Origin of the sequence: Pontibacter mangrovi, from assembly GCF_006385705.1 — a bacterium.
GTDB lineage: Bacteria > Bacteroidota > Bacteroidia > Cytophagales > Hymenobacteraceae > Pontibacter > Pontibacter mangrovi.
In genome coordinates, this window is record NZ_VFRQ01000011.1 from 107282 (window position 1) to 122645 (window position 15364).

Annotated in this window: 18 protein-coding genes; 3 read left to right on the plus strand and 15 right to left on the minus strand. The window is 51.5% G+C overall.

The features are described from left to right. The 3 genes from FJM65_RS17510 to FJM65_RS17520 form a co-directional block, all read right to left on the minus strand. The gene (locus FJM65_RS17510; RefSeq protein WP_140623078.1) at positions 1–447 is read right to left on the minus strand and encodes a hypothetical protein; all 447 of its coding nucleotides are present in this window, start codon (positions 445–447) and stop codon (positions 1–3) included. A 158-nt stretch (positions 448–605) separates the two neighbouring features. Beyond that, on the minus strand, positions 606–3239 hold the full coding sequence (locus FJM65_RS17515) for a valine--tRNA ligase (RefSeq protein WP_140623080.1): 2634 nt from the start codon (positions 3237–3239) through the stop codon (positions 606–608). Positions 3240–3577: 338 nt separating this feature from the next. Further along, the gene (locus FJM65_RS17520) at positions 3578–3928 is read right to left on the minus strand and encodes a 4Fe-4S dicluster domain-containing protein (protein ID WP_140623082.1); all 351 of its coding nucleotides are present in this window, start codon (positions 3926–3928) and stop codon (positions 3578–3580) included. A gap of 119 nt (positions 3929–4047) precedes the next feature. Here FJM65_RS17520 and FJM65_RS17525 point away from each other — a divergent pair, with 119 nt between their 5' ends. From FJM65_RS17525 to FJM65_RS17535, 3 genes are all read left to right on the plus strand, one after another. Next, positions 4048–5058, plus strand: a complete 1011-nt coding sequence (locus FJM65_RS17525) for an acyl-CoA reductase (protein ID WP_140623084.1) — start codon at positions 4048–4050, stop codon at positions 5056–5058. An 82-nt stretch (positions 5059–5140) separates the two neighbouring features. After that, positions 5141–5440: a hypothetical protein gene (locus tag FJM65_RS17530; RefSeq protein WP_140623086.1), complete on the plus strand. Its 300-nt coding sequence runs from the start codon at positions 5141–5143 to the stop codon at positions 5438–5440. A 128-nt stretch (positions 5441–5568) separates the two neighbouring features. Next, positions 5569–5868 carry a hypothetical protein gene (locus FJM65_RS17535; RefSeq protein WP_140623088.1) on the plus strand — a complete coding sequence of 100 codons (300 nt, stop codon included), beginning with the start codon at positions 5569–5571 and terminating at the stop codon, positions 5866–5868. Positions 5869–5979: 111 nt separating this feature from the next. Here the strand turns inward: FJM65_RS17535 and FJM65_RS17540 are convergent, their stop codons facing one another. The 12 genes from FJM65_RS17540 to pyrF form a co-directional block, all read right to left on the minus strand. Beyond that, entirely contained in the window at positions 5980–6834 is an 855-nt protein-coding gene (locus FJM65_RS17540) for a nucleoside phosphorylase (RefSeq protein WP_140623090.1), read from the minus strand. A 161-nt stretch (positions 6835–6995) separates the two neighbouring features. Further along, the gene (trhO, locus tag FJM65_RS17545) at positions 6996–7964 is read right to left on the minus strand and encodes an oxygen-dependent tRNA uridine(34) hydroxylase TrhO (protein WP_140623093.1); all 969 of its coding nucleotides are present in this window, start codon (positions 7962–7964) and stop codon (positions 6996–6998) included. Between the two features lie 220 nt (positions 7965–8184). Continuing rightward, a complete protein-coding gene (locus FJM65_RS17550) occupies positions 8185–8820 on the minus strand; it encodes a NeuD/PglB/VioB family sugar acetyltransferase (RefSeq protein ID WP_140623095.1) in 636 nt (211 codons plus the stop codon). Positions 8821–8878: 58 nt separating this feature from the next. After that, positions 8879–10174 carry a hypothetical protein gene (locus tag FJM65_RS17555; protein ID WP_140623097.1) on the minus strand — a complete coding sequence of 432 codons (1296 nt, stop codon included), beginning with the start codon at positions 10172–10174 and terminating at the stop codon, positions 8879–8881. Further along, positions 10171–11454 (minus strand): DUF2851 family protein, encoded by a 1284-nt coding sequence (locus FJM65_RS17560; protein WP_140623099.1) that lies wholly within the window; start codon positions 11452–11454, stop codon positions 10171–10173. Before FJM65_RS17560 ends, FJM65_RS17555 begins: the two co-directional genes overlap by 4 nt. A 111-nt stretch (positions 11455–11565) precedes the next feature. Next, the gene (locus FJM65_RS17565; RefSeq protein WP_140623101.1) at positions 11566–12033 is read right to left on the minus strand and encodes a YehS family protein; all 468 of its coding nucleotides are present in this window, start codon (positions 12031–12033) and stop codon (positions 11566–11568) included. Between the two features lie 137 nt (positions 12034–12170). After that, positions 12171–12512 carry a zinc ribbon domain-containing protein YjdM gene (locus FJM65_RS17570; protein WP_140623103.1) on the minus strand — a complete coding sequence of 114 codons (342 nt, stop codon included), beginning with the start codon at positions 12510–12512 and terminating at the stop codon, positions 12171–12173. Positions 12513–12556: 44 nt separating this feature from the next. Beyond that, positions 12557–13012 carry a hypothetical protein gene (locus tag FJM65_RS17575; protein ID WP_140623105.1) on the minus strand — a complete coding sequence of 152 codons (456 nt, stop codon included), beginning with the start codon at positions 13010–13012 and terminating at the stop codon, positions 12557–12559. Positions 13013–13084: 72 nt separating this feature from the next. Continuing rightward, positions 13085–13483 (minus strand): Imm50 family immunity protein, encoded by a 399-nt coding sequence (locus tag FJM65_RS17580; protein WP_181163769.1) that lies wholly within the window; start codon positions 13481–13483, stop codon positions 13085–13087. Between the two features lie 60 nt (positions 13484–13543). Next, on the minus strand, positions 13544–13918 hold the full coding sequence (locus tag FJM65_RS17585; protein WP_140623109.1) for a hypothetical protein: 375 nt from the start codon (positions 13916–13918) through the stop codon (positions 13544–13546). 93 nt (positions 13919–14011) lie between these two features. Next, complete coding sequence (locus FJM65_RS17590) at positions 14012–14353, minus strand: hypothetical protein (RefSeq protein ID WP_140623111.1); 342 nt, start codon at positions 14351–14353, stop codon at positions 14012–14014. 111 nt (positions 14354–14464) lie between these two features. Next, complete coding sequence (gene pyrF, locus FJM65_RS17595) at positions 14465–15292, minus strand: orotidine-5'-phosphate decarboxylase (RefSeq protein WP_140623113.1); 828 nt, start codon at positions 15290–15292, stop codon at positions 14465–14467. Between the last annotated feature and the right edge of the window lie 72 nt (positions 15293–15364).

The window sequence follows — 15364 nt, forward strand, 5'->3', positions numbered from 1 at the left end:
TTATTTTTTAGTGACGATCAGTTTCACCTGCTTCTCGGTATCCGTGTTTGCCTCGGAGGGATATGGCAGTACTTCCAGCAGCGTAACCTCATACGCTTTCCCGTCCACCAGCACCTCAATCGGGTGTTTACTTCTGGCAGGCTCGGGGCGGCAGTCGCCGATGCAGAAGTTTAGCTTTTGCCCTTTGCGCCCTATTTGGCCCACCCGCAGCTCAACCGAGGCATTGCCCATCCATACACAGACAACATCCTGCGGGCAGCGCGAATCCTCCACCCGCTCCAGCTCCAGGTACAGGCTATCGCCGTTTATCAGTTCTACCCGCTCATCCGGCTCCATGGTAAAGGGTTTGCCGTAAGCAGGTTTCTGCGGCACCAGTTCTGGCAGTATTTCATCGTGGCACTGCCCGAGGGCCAAGAGCATCAAAATAGACAGGAAATAATTCGCCATAGTTATAGGGGTTATACTTTGCAGAGCCCAAAAGCACGGCCAAGGGTTGCACGGCTTCTGATTTTTATACTTTAGTCGACGAAAAACCAGGCGCAAAAACAGCGGCGGCTGCCCCTTTGCAAGAGCAGCCGCCGCTGTTTTATACTTTTAAAGGCGTGTTAAAGCGCTGCCAAACTTTGCTCGATGGCATGTATCTTCGCCTCGGCATCGGCTTTTTTCTTACGCTCGTTGGCGATCACGGCTTCCGGGGCACCGCTCACGAAACGCTCGTTGCTCAGCTTTTTATCCACTGAGGCCAGGAAGCCTTTGGTGTACTCCAGCTCCTTGGTCAGGCGCTCGCGCTCGGCGGCCACGTCAATGTTGCCTTCCATTGGGATGAAGAACTCATCGCCTGCCACGATAAAGCTGATCGCGCCGTCTATACTTTCCTTCACAAACTGAACCTCATTCAGGTTAGCCAGCTTGCGCATCACGCCTAAAAACGGTTGGTAATGGTCGTGCTTCATCACCTTGATATACAGGTCCAGCTGCTTGTTGTTCGGGATATTCTTGGAGTTACGGATGTTGCGGACAGAACCCACCACGTTCAGCACCACCTCCATCGTCTCGATGATCTGCTTATCGAACTTATCCTTCTTAGGCCACGGCGCCACGATCAGGAATTCCTTATCCTTGCGCACCTTCAGGTCTTGCCAGATCTCTTCGGTAATGAACGGCATGAACGGATGCAGCACCTTCAGTACCTTCTCCAGGAGTTTCACTGTCTTGTCCAGCGTCTGCTTGTCGATCGGCTGCTGGTAGGCCGGCTTGATCATCTCCAGGTAGTTAGAGCAGAAGTCGTCCCATACCAGCTTGTACACCGCCAGCAGCGCATCCGAAATACGGAACTTGCTGAAGTGGTCCTCTATCTGCACAAAGGCCTCGTTAAAGCGCGAGTCGAACCACTTCACCGCCGTTTCGTTCGGGAACGGTAGGCTCTCGTCCACCTCCCATCCTTTTATCAGGCGATAGGCATTCCAGATCTTGTTGCTGAAGTTACGGCCCTGCTCCACCAGTTTCTCGTCGAACAGCAAGTCGTTGCCGGCCGGTGAGCTGAAAAGCATACCCGCACGCACACCGTCGGCACCGTACTGGTCAATCAGGTCCAGCGGATCAGGCGAGTTGCCCAAGGACTTCGACATTTTACGGCCCTGCGCGTCGCGCACGATACCAGTCAGGTACACGTTTTTGAACGGCAGCTCGTTGCGGAACTCGTAACCGGCCATGATCATACGCGCCACCCAGAAAAACAGGATCTCAGGGGCAGTTACCAGGTCGTTGGTCGGGTAATAGTATAAGATGTCCTTGTTGTCCGGGTCCTTAAAGCCATCAAACACCGAGATTGGCCACAGCCACGAAGAGAACCAGGTATCCAGCACGTCCTCGTCCTGGCGCAGGTCCTCAGGCTGAAGGTTTTCGTTGCCGCTTTCTTTGCGGGCCAGTTTCAGCGCTTCCTCTGCCGTAGTAGCCACCACAAAGGAGCCGTCTGGCAAATAGTAGGCAGGTATCTGCTGGCCCCACCACAGCTGGCGCGATACGCACCAGTCGCGCACGTTCTCCATCCAGGAGCGGTACATGTTCTTGAACTTGGGCGGGTGCAGGCGGATCTCATCGTTCATCACGGCCTCCAGCGCGGGCTTGGCCATCTTGTCCATCTTGCAGAACCACTGCATCGACAGGCGCGGCTCAATAACGGCGCCGGTACGCTCCGAGGTCTGCAGCACAGAGGCATACTCCTCCACCTTCACCAGCAGGCCGGCTTCTTTCAGGTCCTTCACAATATTGCGGCGGGCCTCAAAGCGATCCTGCCCCACGTACAGCTGCGCCTGCTCGTTCAGGGAGCCGTCGTCGTTCAGGATGTCGATGGTCGGCAGCTTGTGCTTCTGGCCCAGTTCGTAGTCGTTCAGGTCGTGGGCCGGCGTTACTTTCAGCGCACCCGTACCAAAATCTATACTTACATACTCATCCAGGATGATCGGAATTACTTTGCCCAGCAACGGAATGCGCACCGATTTTCCGTGTAGGTGGGTATAGCGCTCGTCGTTCGGGTTCACGGCTACGGCCACGTCGGCCATAATGGTTTCCGGGCGCGAAGTGGCTACGGTAATATAGGTTGGCTCTGCTGCACCATCCGCCACTACTTCGTAGTTCAGGTGGTACATTTTGGCCATGGTGTCTTTCGGCACCACCTCCTCGTCAGAGAGAGCCGTTTTGCCCTGCGGGTCCCAGTTTACCATACGAATACCGCGGTAAATTTGGCCTTTGCGGTACAGGTCCACGAACACCTCGATCACGGCGGCGCTCATGTCGTCTTCCATGGTAAAGCGGGTGCGGTCCCAATCGCAGGAGGCGCCCAGCTTTTTGAGCTGCTCCAGAATAATGCCGCCATACTTCTCTTTCCACTCCCAGGCATACTTGAGGAACTCCTCGCGGGTAAGGTCTTTTTTGTTGATGCCTTTTTCCTTGAGCATGGCCACCACCTTGGCCTCCGTGGCGATTGAGGCGTGGTCGGTGCCCGGCACCCAGCAAGCCTCCTTGCCCTGCATGCGCGCACGGCGGATGAGCACATCCTGGATGGTGTTGTTGAGCATGTGGCCCATGTGCAGCACGCCGGTTACGTTTGGCGGCGGAATCACGATGGTGTATGGCTCTTTGCTCGGGTTAGGCTCTGAGTGGAAGAAGCCGCGCTGCATCCAGCTGTCGTACCACTTCTTCTCTACTTCCTTGGGGTTATATTTCGTTGAAATCGACATCTTGTACTTAGTTAGGCTACTGTGTAAGCTTAATTCGCAAAATTAGGGAATTTTGCTGATTGTTAATTGCGAATTGCAGATTGTTGTCAGGATCAGGATTTTCTGGATTTCAGGATGCACGGGATTGCCCGTGGCAAAGTTGGAGACGCAAGGTATTGCGTCTCTACAGTAGGTATCGCCTTCCACCACTCTCATAATCTTCTCCATCCTGAATCTTCATAGTTGTTAAAGTATAAACAAAGCATCCCGTCCCTCCTAAAATCTTGTAAATCCTGATGCTGGTAACAAAAAAACCTGCCTTTGCGGGGCAGGTTTTATACTTTGATGTTGCTTTATACTTACGCCTCCTGGTGCAGCCAGCTTTTCTTGGCCAGCAGCTCTTCCTCTGTCTCGCGGTAGTCGGGGTCGTCTACGCAGCAATCCACGGGGCAAACGGCGGCGCACTGCGGCTCCTCATGGAAGCCCATGCACTCGGTACACTTATCAGAAACGATGTAGTAAAACTCATCTGAAATAGGGGTCTGCGGGGCATCGCCAGGCACAACCTCGCCACCGTCAATCTCCACCTCTTTCAGCGCCGTGCCACCGCCCCAGGTCCACTCCGCGCCGCCTTCGTAAATAGCGGTGTTCGGGCACTCTGGTTCGCAGGCTCCGCAGTTTATACACTCATCGGTTATCATTATAGCCATAGTCGTATCTCCTGTATATTTTTTATACTTTTGTACTTCTGTTTCTTTTTTTAAACGAACAAAATTAGGAACAAACAGTATCCCTATCAAGTTATTTTTTACGAGCCACGCAATTTGCCATGACATTAGAGAACAGGATAGAAGCCTTTGTAGAACTGGGGAAACAGCTGCAGCACCTGACGCCGGATGAGCGACAGGCCTGGGCCTTCTCGGCAGCCTCGCGTAACCCTTGGTTTACAGAGGAAAACGTATCCAGTGCTCTGGATGGCATCATTGTCATGTTGCAGGAGCAATACCTCCGTGAGTGGCTTTACCCCTACCACCTCAAACAGGTTACACCAAAGAAGGTTGGCGTAGTGATGGCGGGCAATATTCCGATGGTGGGTTTCCACGATTTCCTGTCGGTGCTGATCAGCGGGCACTTCCTGCTGGGCAAGCTCAGCTCCAGCGACGATATGCTGATGAAGCGCATTGCCAACATGCTCATTGCCATAGAGCCAGCCTTCGGCAACCGCATCGAGTTTGTTGATTTGCTGAAGGAGGCAGACGCCATTATCGCCACCGGCTCCGACAACACGGCCCGCTACTTTGAGTACTACTTTGCCAAGCGCCCGCACATCATCCGCAAGAACCGCACAAGCATCGGTATACTGACTGGCCACGAGGAGCCGGACGACCTGCGCGCTTTAGGCGAGGACATTTTCCGCTACTACGGCCTGGGCTGCCGCAACGTGTCTAAGGTATTTGTGCCCGTAGGGTATACATTCGATAAGTTTTTTGAAGCCAACCAGCACCGCGCCAACATACTGGATCACCACAAGTACCAGAACAACTACGACTACAACAAATCTATACTTTTGGTAAACCGCGTGCCGCACTTTGACAACGGCTTTATGCTGGTGCAGCAGAGCGAGAAGCTAGTGTCCCCTATCTCGGTGCTGTTCTACGACACCTTTACCTCGCTGGCAGACCTGCGCCACAAGCTGCACGAGGTGAAGGACAAGACGCAGGTGGTGGTGTCGGCGCACGGCTGGCTGGAGGGAAGTATACCTTTCGGCGAGGCTCAGCGCCCGATGGTATGGGACTATGCTGACGGCGTGGACACGCTGGCTTTTCTGCAGCGCCTGTAGTTCCTTAAAAACCAGCGTTAAAACATTGCATTTTAGATAGCGGTTTCCTATATTAGGTCTTAGTTAAATAAACCAACCGCACATGGAAACTTATATCAACACTATCCCGATGATGGAGAAGGAGCAGATTCCGACTCTCCGCTTCGGGCAAACTGACGTACTCACAGACCCCGAAGCCCGCAAGAAACGCATGTGGGACCTGAACCGCGCCACCTCCCTGGGCAACGTGTACCACGGCAAAGTAGAAATCACCTTCCAGACAGCTGATGGCGAGCTGCACCGCGTGGATACCACCGTTTGGGCCGTAGACGACAAATACATGACCCTGAAGGCCGGCTGCGCCATACCCGTTACCTCCATTATCGGCATAGAGTTTTTCTAAAAAGCCACCCTCCTTTTGCAGGTAAGTATACTCTACTTGCTTTTTTTATCCCCATGCCTCACCTGTGTTTAAACAGCATTTTTGGCATAATATATGCACTATATATACAGAACCAACTAATACACAATATGCAAGAACTAAAGAAAAACACCCAACTCATTAACAAAGAACGTATTGCCACCCTTAAATTCAGCAAAACAGACGTGCTGCAGGACCCTGATGCCAAAAGCCGACGCTATTACGCCGCCAACCGCGCCACTATCCTGAGCAACACCTTCCGCACGAAGTCCATGATCACGTTTAAGACGGATACCGGTGAGCTGAAGCGCGTAGAAGCAGCGCTGTGGGGCCTCGACAAAGACTTTGTACTGCTACGATCAGGTATGTTCTTGCCGATCAGGTCGATTCTTGAGATCAATTACTGTTAGTATATGAAACCCAAACCATCGCCCCGGATACATTTTATTAAGTATAAAGTATAACAGCTTGCCCAGACCACCTGAGCAAGCTGTTTTTGTTTTAGGGCAATGCTATAAGGCTTATATCCGGTCCAGCACTTTTACGATGAGGCTATCGATCACCTCCTCCGCATTTTCGGCGAACTGCTGCGTGACGCGGTTGGCCACAATGGCGTTGAGGGATAACATGTCGTGGCCCAGGATGCGGCCCATGCTGTAGTAACCGGCTGTCTCCATCTCAAAGTTGGTGAGCATGTACGCATTGTGGCGGAAATCCTGGTAGGTCTGCAGCAAAGCTTGGTTGCGCAGGCCGCCGCGCAGCACGCGGCCCTGCGGCGCGTAAAAGCCGGGGCAAGTCAGGGTATTGCCGGGCACCATGTCATAAGCGATCTTTTGGATGAGGCGTTGTGCGCCTGAAACGCAGTATGGCCGAAAGCCCAGCCCTAGCTCCTGCTGCAGCTTAGCCGTGATGATTTGCTCCTCCTCCGTCTGCTCCAGCGGGTAGAACTGCATCAGCGTATCCAGGCCTATACTTGTGTGCGAGGCCAGGTGGCTGCCCAGCGGCACTGTTTCCTGCAACGAGCCGGAGGTACCAATACGCACGATGCTCAGCTTGATCTTCTCCTCGTTTACCTCGCGGCTGCGGAAGTCGATGTTCACCAGCGCGTCCAGCTCGTTCATCAGAATATCAATGTTGTCGGTGCCCATACCTGTGGAGATCACCGTGAGGCGCTTGCCTTTGTAGTAGCCGGTGTGGGTCACGAACTCGCGCTTGGCCACCTGCACTTCCATCTCATCAAAATACTTGCTCACCTTAGCCACGCGCTCCGGGTCGCCTACGGTTATAATGGTGTCGGAAATGTGCTCGGGCAGCAGGTTGAGGTGGTATACCGTGCCGTTCGGGTTTATGATCAGTTCTGATTCTGGGATTGCCATTTCTATAGATGATAGACTCTAGACATTAGATTTTAGACTCCTGAAGTGATAAATAGAAAACGTAATCTATTATCTAGCATCTAAAATCTAACATCCAGATTATTAAAAACACGAAAAGCGTGGCTGTTTGAGCACACGCTTTTCTGAGCTTTAGAGAATACTTACACTTGTACGTCAGTTTTCTTTTTGCGGTTGAACCCTTTGAGCGGATTGTAGCCGTTCATCTCTTTCTGGTAGTAGCCAGTGCCGTCGTAGGGGCGTTTCTCCGGGTGCTCCTTGCACTCCGTAGAGCAGGCGCCGTCCAGTTCCCAGCCGCACTTCTCGCAGATGGCCACGTGCAGGTTGCACACCGGGTTGGCGCAGTTCACCATACGGTCGTTCGGGGTGCCGCATACGTGGCAGGTAGAGATTACGGTCGGGTTCACGCTGTTCACGTCTACGGCCACGCGGTTATCAAACACGTAGCACTTGCCCTCAAAATCCTCGCCGCCGGCCTCTTTGCCATACTTTATAATGCCGCCGTGCAGCTGGTACACGTCCTCAAAACCTTGCTCCAGCAAAAAGGCGCTTGCCTTCTCGCACTTGATGCCGCCGGTGCAGTAGGTCAGTATCTTCTTGTCCTTGAACTTCTCCTTCAGCTCATCGATCTTCTCCGGAAACTCCCGGAAGTTCTCGATATCCAGCGTGACGGCGTTCTTGAAGCGGCCCACGGTGTACTCATAGTCGGAGCGCATATCCACTACCACCACGTCCTCGCGGTCTTTCATTTCCCTGAACTCCTTCGGGGCCAGGTGCTTGCCAGTGCGCACGTTCGGGTCGAGGTGCAGTAAGCCGGAGTGCACGATCTCGGCTTTGATGCGCACATGCAGCTTGGCAAACGCGTGCTTGTCCGACTCGTCCACCTTAAAGTCGATCTTGGCGAAGCGCGGGTCGGCGTGCAGGGCCGCCATATACTTGTCGCAGTCTTCTTTCAGGCCGGACACGGTGCCGTTCAGGCCCTCTTTGGAAATAATAATGCGGCCGAGCAGATTCAGCTCCAGGCACAGTAAATGATGCTGCTCACGAAACGCCTCCGGATCCTCGATCGGCGTGTAGCAATAGTACAGTAATATGCTGTAGGGTTTGTTCATAACTGCTTAGTTTCTCGCTAAGTGTTAAAATTGATTGTTGAATTGTTTGCTCCTTCGGAGCTACTGTTTAATTGTTATTTGGCTGCACTGCAGTTTTATCGGTCTCTCAACAATTCAACAGTTTAGCCATTAAACCATATAAGCCACAAAAGTATAAACTGCCGTGCTGCGGCAAAATGACTTTTGTCAGTTCTGTAACAGCCGGGGCAAGTATAAAAGTTTACTTTACGGGCGCGGCCGGGTTGCCGAACACCGTGGCTTTGGCTGGCACGTCGGCCACTACCACAGAACCGGCGCCAATGCGGGCGTTCTTGCCGATCTTCACACCGGACACAACAACAGCACCCGTGCCGATAAAAGCCCCGTCTTCTACCACAGCCTCTGCGTTGATGATGGCTCCTGCCCCGATCTCTACATTGCTGCCTACCTGGGCTTTGGTATCCACCAGTGCACGGGCATGGATCAGGTTGTAATCGCCCACCTTGGCGTTGTTGCTGATGATAGCTCCTGCCCCCACCATGTTGCCATGGCCCAGCCAAGCGTATTCCGACACGGCGCTAAAGCGATGAATGGCATTTACCGGCACAGCCTTGTAGTCTTCCTTCAGCATTTTGATCAGGCCTTTGCGGGCCGCCGAGTCTTCCACGGCTACAAACACGTCGCACGTTTTGCCTACCAGCTTCAGGAACTCGCTGTCTTCGGTTTTACCCATCACCGCCACATTGTTCACCTCCTGCTGCTGCAGCTCCTGGCTGTCGTCCAGGAAGCAGTACACCATCACGTTGTTGCTGTTAAAGATATCTAATGCGGTGGTACCCAGTTTTTGGGCGCCTACTATGATTACCGGATTTTGCATAAACCTCTCTTAAATAAGGCGCAAAGGTACAAAAAAGGGCGTGATTTTGAAAGTGTGGCTATGAGAGGCGCAACCGCTGCAGCAGGCGCTGTGCATAGGCGTTTTGCAGCAGCAGGTACACTAAAAAGGGCAGGTACACGATGCGGTAGCGGCTCAGGGTACCGAAGTTTGGCGTAGACAAGCCGATAATCCCGGCCATCAAAAGTATAAACACCAGCAGCACGATGTGCAGCAACTCTACTTTTATACTTGCACCTCTCCTGAACGCCGCGGCCACGGCCATACCTGTTAGCAGCAGCAGCAGCAGGTTCTCCAGCCCGGCCAGCAAGTATAACGGCTTCCAGGACTCCCCGATGAACGGGCGGTAGATGGAACTGAGGGCCGCCTCAGGGTAATGCACCGCCATACTTTGCAGCGTTGGCTGCAGCTTACCTAAATCAATGTGCGGGACGTGCTGAGACCGCCGCAGCAGCGAGGTATAGTTGCTCTCCAGGTTCCAAAGTATAAAATCCGGCTTAAAAACACTTTTCTGCCACATCACCACCAGCACTGCCATACCTGCCAGCACCAGCAACAACAGGAGCTGTGCTTTGAGCGGGGCCAGTGCCTTTAGGTAGACTTTAAGGCGCTGCACCAGCAGGTAGGCCAGCAACAGCGGCAGCAGCAAAGCAGCGTAAAACAGCTTTATTTTGATGAACAGGTATACCTGCAGCGGCAACAGCAGCCAAGTCCAAATACTTTGCCTGTAACCGTGCGCCAGCGCCAATGCCGTTCCTACTAGCCAGCACATGCTGCCAAACATCACCGGCTCTTTCATCACCCCCGAGCTCCACAGCACCACCGACGGGAAAAACAAAAAAGCCACCACCACCGCCGGTTTATACTTCGGATACACCCGCGCCAGCACCGCCACCAGCCAGGCTCCTCCCCAAAAACCAAAAAGCGACAACCACAGGTTGTTCAGGTAGTATTGCCCGGCAGTAACCAGGTTCAGCACACTTACTAGCTTGATAAAGAAGAAAGAGTTGGTAAAATCGGGAAACTGGGTGAAGGGCAGCGACGCCCTGAAAGCCGCGCTTTCGAACTGGTTCAGGAACAGTAGCTTCAGGTAATCCTGCGGATGCTGGTGCGCATAGGCCAGCAGCTTCAGGGCTGCTTCATGGTATACATGGGTATCGCTGGGGCCGGCTAAGGTATAGCGAAACACGGCAAAGCCCAGGGCAATAACCACTTTTAAACCCAGTGCTGGCCAAAAGTATGGCTTTAGGTGCTGCGCCCACGCCTGCCGGGATAGCCACCAGACAAGCCCGACCAGTAGCAACAGGTTGATGAGGTAAACGAAAAGTATGCTCACAGGGCAGCTTTGTTCTGTTTCATGATCTTATTGCCCACAGCGCAGCGCATGCAGTTTATGGGGTGGCAATAGCGCTTATAAAGCCCTAGAGCCGCCTGGTTATCGGCTGCGGATTTTGCCTGCCAGCCCAGTTCCTCGTAGAGGCGGGTATACTTGTTGCTCTCCTCCTTCAGCTGCTCCAGCAACGTGATGGCTTTCTCCAGCAGGGTGCGGTCGCCGCTGTGGCTGGCGTAGGCGGCAAGTATAGGCACGGCTACGTTAATCACCAAATTCTGGGCGCTGCCTTTGCCCATTCCTTTCGCCACAGCCTTGCTTTCGCGGCCAAACATATAGTGCTTCTGCCAGTATGCCGACACCGGCGCCTGAAACAGCTGCTCATACTTCTTACCAGAGTCCGATTCTAAGATTTTAGTGAAAAGGGATGCATGCTGATGCAGCGCCGCCGCCAGTTGCGCCAGCCGCACCGTCGGGAAGTTGGCGGGGCGCATGCGCAGGAAGTTCCACTGGTGGCGTGGCAGGGGCTGCAGTTTATACTTGTGCTGCAAAAAGATATACTCCCGCTGCAGCTGCGCAGCATAGCCATCATCGGCATCGGCCAAAAAACCAGCCTGCCCCAGCAGCAGCGCCTCCAGTTGCGGTAAGTTGTGCTGCTGCCGCCGCACCACGTGGAACGGCAATGTTCTGGCCAGCTGTTCAAATGCCTGCTGGTTGATCTTAAAGCCGAAGCCGCGCAGCAATGTATGGTAAGCAGCCTGCTCCCAATCGTTTCCGTAGCTGCGGTATACTTGCAGCACCTCCTCGCCCTTCTCCTCCAGCCGCTCTACCAGCGCCCGTTCCAGCATCAGCGTTTTGGCGATCTCCGGCACCTCCGGCCAGAAGGCGGCGCAAGGAACTTCATTTCTTGATTTCTGCAGCTGCTCATAGGTATGCAACAGGCGCAGATCTACGCGGTCTTGCAGCTCCAGCACCGGCACCAGGGTTCCATCGGTTCTTAATACGGGCACATCCGCCTGCCAGACCACGTGCAGCACCACCTGGTCATACTTGGGGTCGTGCTGGTGGTGGTGGCGGTGCCAGTCCGAGGCCTGCAGGTGCACTTCCACGCTCCCCGACCACTCCACCTCCCCCACCCGAAGTATGGCTTCCCTGAAATCCGGACCGGCATCGGTGTTGTAGAACCCCACCCGCAGCACCTGCAGCGGCTCGCCATCAGTGGTAGCCAAGGCGGTTTTGTCGAAGTACTGATGCTGCCAGATATAATGCAGGAAATCCTCTTTCATGAGTCGGGTTTATACATCAAGATGCGGAAAGTATAGTAAAAAATCAAGCTCAAACTAAAACGCCTGTTCCGAACTTACGGAACAGGCGTTTATACTTTGCTGTAGTTATACTTAGCTGCCTTCGCCGCGGTACCTTAGCTGCATGCCGTGCAGGAAATTGCGCAGGATCTGGTCTTTTAGCGGGCGGTAGTGCTGGTGGTCGGGCTTGCGGAAGAAGGCGCTGAGCTCGTGCTTGCTCAGGCGGAAGTTGGCCAGCTCCAGGATCTCCAGCATGTCCTCGTCTTTCAGGTTCAGGGCGATTTTGAGCTTGCGCAGGATGATATTGTTGTTCAGCTTCTTCTCCGGCGCTGGTTGCAGCCCTTCTTTTTGGCCGCGCTTCTCGTTGATAAAGCCGTTGAGGAAAGCCGCCAGTTGCTCATCGTTCAGCGCCTTGTACTCCGGGTCGTCCTCTTTCTTCAGCCAGTCGCTTACCTCGGCGCGCGTTACCTCTTTTCCGCCCGAGCCGAAAAGCGCAATCATTTTATCGTCACCGAAATCAAACGTATAGCGGATGCGGCGGAGTATGTCGTTGTTGGTCATTAGTTAACTTTGATGAAGCCAGTGTTCCGGCTATGTTATTTGTGTTTATACTTCCTGGTTTAGCTGCAAAGATACGGCTTACCTGTTACGCACGTTAACTGTAGTACTAAAGGCATTTCCCGAAGCTCACCGGTATATTACGCCTTTCTCACAAACTCAGACTTCAGCGCCATGGAGCCGAAGCCATCTATTTTGCAGTCGATGTTATGGTCTCCTTCCGTCAGGCGGATGTTTTTTACTTTTGTGCCGGCCTTCACGGGTTTTGGAGCGCCTTTTACCGGTAAATCCTTGATCACGACAACAGAATCCCCATCCTGAAGTACGTTTCCGTTCGCATCTACTACTTTCAGTCCTGCCTCTTCCTCCACCTCACTTGGGTTCCACTCGTTTCCACACTCCGGACAAGCATAGGTATCTGCACCCATTGCGTAACCATAAGGTGAGTTACATTTGGGGCACTGTTTCATTTCTTCTGACATCGTGGTATTTGATTTTTGTTATTTAGCTTGTAATGTTTGGGCTATTATTCAGCAGCCTCAAACTCCTCCCTAATTCTATCTATAACTGATTTTTCTTTCCTTTTCCCAAGCTTTAAAGAAAGAAAGAGAACAAGCGTAACTCCCACTCCTATTCCATAAGCTTCTATTCCTAACCACCTTTTTTCTGCAACTGATATAGCAAACAGCATAATCCATAATAGAGATAAGATCATTGTTCCTATTGCAATGGAAAGTGCCTGGGACTGGGGAGTCAAATGAATACTTACTTGCCCTAAATCTACTTTCACCCGAAACTGAACGAAAAAAGAGTCTGTTGTTCTTTTATGAAGGACACTATCTTGATGTTCTGATGACAAATAATACTCTCCGTGAAGAACCTGTAGTTTTACGTCGAATTCATTCCCATTAGAAAATATCTGCTTGAGTTTTCTAATAGTTTCTTCTTTAGAAAACTTGCTCCTGATAATTATGTCACTCATTTAATTAACGTGCTGGTGCAGCCGAAGCCCAAAGCGTAGGGAGGGTTAAGGCTGAACTTTCTTAGGGAATAGTTATTTTTCTACAGGCTCTAATTTTACCACTTGTATTGTCTTAGCAGACAATAGACCATCAACTCCATATGCTGCATTGATTTCGCAAATTAGGTTGTCTCCATCTTTCTCAAAATTCAGTCCATCTACTGCATTTTGATGGTTGAAACCATCCATCTCACTTTTCTGCAAGTCCACAAACTTAAAGTCGATGATGCAATGTTTAAACCGCTTAAAGTATCGGTTTACTACTTTGTCAGTCATTTCAAAAGCGTAGACCTTCATCTCTACAGTCGGTTTTCCTTCTTCTAAATTCCTTTCAAACTTCAAGGATATGATTTCAGAGTCATGAAAAGAAGGCCAATACCCAAAGTGATTGAGTATTAGGTTAGCGTTTTCTATTTCTTCTTTAAACTCCAATTCTACTAATTTGATTGTTGTATTCTCTAACGCTATGGACTAAAGAGCGCCACATTACTTTTAGGTATGTTTAGGAGGCGCTTTTCTCTCTTTTCTAACTCCTGTCATCACCATTATTCCAATTGAGAATATATTAGCTAAATTGTACGATGTACTTAGTGCTCTACCAAATAAGAATGAACTAAATAACCAAGTTAATAATGAAAACCCACAAATTAAGTAGACAATAACTCTTGCTACAGAATGCTTCTTTCCCCAGATCAAAGACATAATCAAAGAGACTAAAGCCAGAAACCAAATCAGAAAGGCAAACAGCTCTAAGGCGTTCCCGATAAGTTTCCCACCTTCTGCATAACTATAAAGTGGTAGCAAAAAAAGTGTTATAAGCCCCAAAAGCTGCTTTTGACTAATTAGGTATTTTTTAGTCTTCAACATTCATAATTTTAAATTGGCCATAACGGACGGGTGCATGCTGAGCCTGAAGCGTAGCAAAGGTTGAGCATGCATTGTGTTGTAGCACGTTATTCTTTATTCAATTAGTCCGTGAATGAACAGAACTGCCAAAAGAAAAACTGTTGTTCCAAATGCAGCAACCATTCTTTCTTTCTTTTTCTTGATGATAGTCACAAGGGTAAAAGCAAACGTTCCAGTAAATATCAGTCCCCAGGTTAAGCTAACTAAAGCATACAGTTCTGGAGTTTTATAGTAGTATGCCGTTGGTCCTTCTCCGCCAAATGGATAACCTGCTGTTCTGCCTAAGATACTAATCACATACCATTCTTCAAGATTTGTAAAAGCCAGTAATCCTGTGATAGTAAGTATGATTCCACCGAAGAGCCAGTACATTGTTGAGCTTTTACTTTTTCCCATTCATGATTACTAATGTGCTACAACTACAGTGTATAAGAAATTACTCCATTTATACCCCCAAATCCAACAGATATACGGAACCCAACTAAAATATAAATTAAGCCTCAATCCTTACCCCACCAGCAACTCCTCTAGCAGCACCTCCATCTCACGCTGCACGGCAAAGGCGGCTTCTCTCGCTCTTTCAGCAAAATCATAGCCCGAGGAGGCGTAGATAATGGCGCGGGCTGAGTTTACCAGCAGACCGCACTGGCGGTTCATGCCCATGCGGGAGATCTCCTCCAAGCTACCGCCCTGCGCGCCCACACCCGGCACCAGCAGGAAACTATCCGGCACGAGCTGGCGCACGCGCTGCACATAGTCGGCCTGTGTGGCGCCCACTACGTACATCATGTTATCAGGTGTGCCCCAGTCCTGGCTGGTTCTCAGCACCTGCTCAAACAGGTATTCCTCGTTGCCGTCCTCCAGGCGCAGCATCTGGAAATCCTGGCTGCCAGCGTTGGAGGTGAGGGCCAGCAGAATCACCCACTTGCCATCTTGTTTCAGGAAAGGCTTTACGGAGTCGGCGCCCATGTACGGGGCCACCGTAATGGAGTCGAAATCCATGTTCTCGAAAAAGGCGCGGGCGTAGAGTTCGGAGGTATTGCCGATATCGCCGCGCTTGGCATCGGCAATGGTAAAGATGTTCTCCGGAATCACCTCCAGCGTGCGCTGCAAACTGATCCAGCCCTGCGGCCCCTGCGCCTCATAAAAAGCAATATTAGGCTTGTAGGCCACGCACAGATCGGCGGTAGCCTCGATAATCTGGCGGTTAAACTCAAACACCGGGTCCTCCAGGTCCAGCAAGTGCTGCGGTAGCTTCAGCGGGTCGGAGTCGAGGCCGATGCACAGGTATGATTTCTTGTTCAGAATCTGCTCGAAAAGCTGCTCTCTTGTCATGGCTAAGGCGGGGATGGTTGGTTTCTACAAAAGTATGAATTTGCTGCAGCAGGCGAAACTTTCGGGTTTGTT

Coding starts and splice junctions, on each gene's coding strand:
- FJM65_RS17510 (WP_140623078.1), bottom strand. CDS start 447: ATGGCGAATTATTTCCTGTCTATTTTGATGCTCTTGGCCCTCGGGCAG.
- FJM65_RS17515 (WP_140623080.1), bottom strand. CDS start 3,239: ATGTCGATTTCAACGAAATATAACCCCAAGGAAGTAGAGAAGAAGTGG.
- FJM65_RS17520 (WP_140623082.1), bottom strand. CDS start 3,928: ATGGCTATAATGATAACCGATGAGTGTATAAACTGCGGAGCCTGCGAA.
- FJM65_RS17525 (WP_140623084.1), top strand. CDS start 4,048: ATGACATTAGAGAACAGGATAGAAGCCTTTGTAGAACTGGGGAAACAG.
- FJM65_RS17530 (WP_140623086.1), top strand. CDS start 5,141: ATGGAAACTTATATCAACACTATCCCGATGATGGAGAAGGAGCAGATT.
- FJM65_RS17535 (WP_140623088.1), top strand. CDS start 5,569: ATGCAAGAACTAAAGAAAAACACCCAACTCATTAACAAAGAACGTATT.
- FJM65_RS17540 (WP_140623090.1), bottom strand. CDS start 6,834: ATGGCAATCCCAGAATCAGAACTGATCATAAACCCGAACGGCACGGTA.
- trhO (WP_140623093.1), bottom strand. CDS start 7,964: ATGAACAAACCCTACAGCATATTACTGTACTATTGCTACACGCCGATC.
- FJM65_RS17550 (WP_140623095.1), bottom strand. CDS start 8,820: ATGCAAAATCCGGTAATCATAGTAGGCGCCCAAAAACTGGGTACCACC.
- FJM65_RS17560 (WP_140623099.1), bottom strand. CDS start 11,454: ATGAAAGAGGATTTCCTGCATTATATCTGGCAGCATCAGTACTTCGAC.
- FJM65_RS17565 (WP_140623101.1), bottom strand. CDS start 12,033: ATGACCAACAACGACATACTCCGCCGCATCCGCTATACGTTTGATTTC.
- FJM65_RS17570 (WP_140623103.1), bottom strand. CDS start 12,512: ATGTCAGAAGAAATGAAACAGTGCCCCAAATGTAACTCACCTTATGGT.
- FJM65_RS17575 (WP_140623105.1), bottom strand. CDS start 13,012: ATGAGTGACATAATTATCAGGAGCAAGTTTTCTAAAGAAGAAACTATT.
- FJM65_RS17585 (WP_140623109.1), bottom strand. CDS start 13,918: ATGTTGAAGACTAAAAAATACCTAATTAGTCAAAAGCAGCTTTTGGGG.
- FJM65_RS17590 (WP_140623111.1), bottom strand. CDS start 14,353: ATGGGAAAAAGTAAAAGCTCAACAATGTACTGGCTCTTCGGTGGAATC.
- pyrF (WP_140623113.1), bottom strand. CDS start 15,292: ATGACAAGAGAGCAGCTTTTCGAGCAGATTCTGAACAAGAAATCATAC.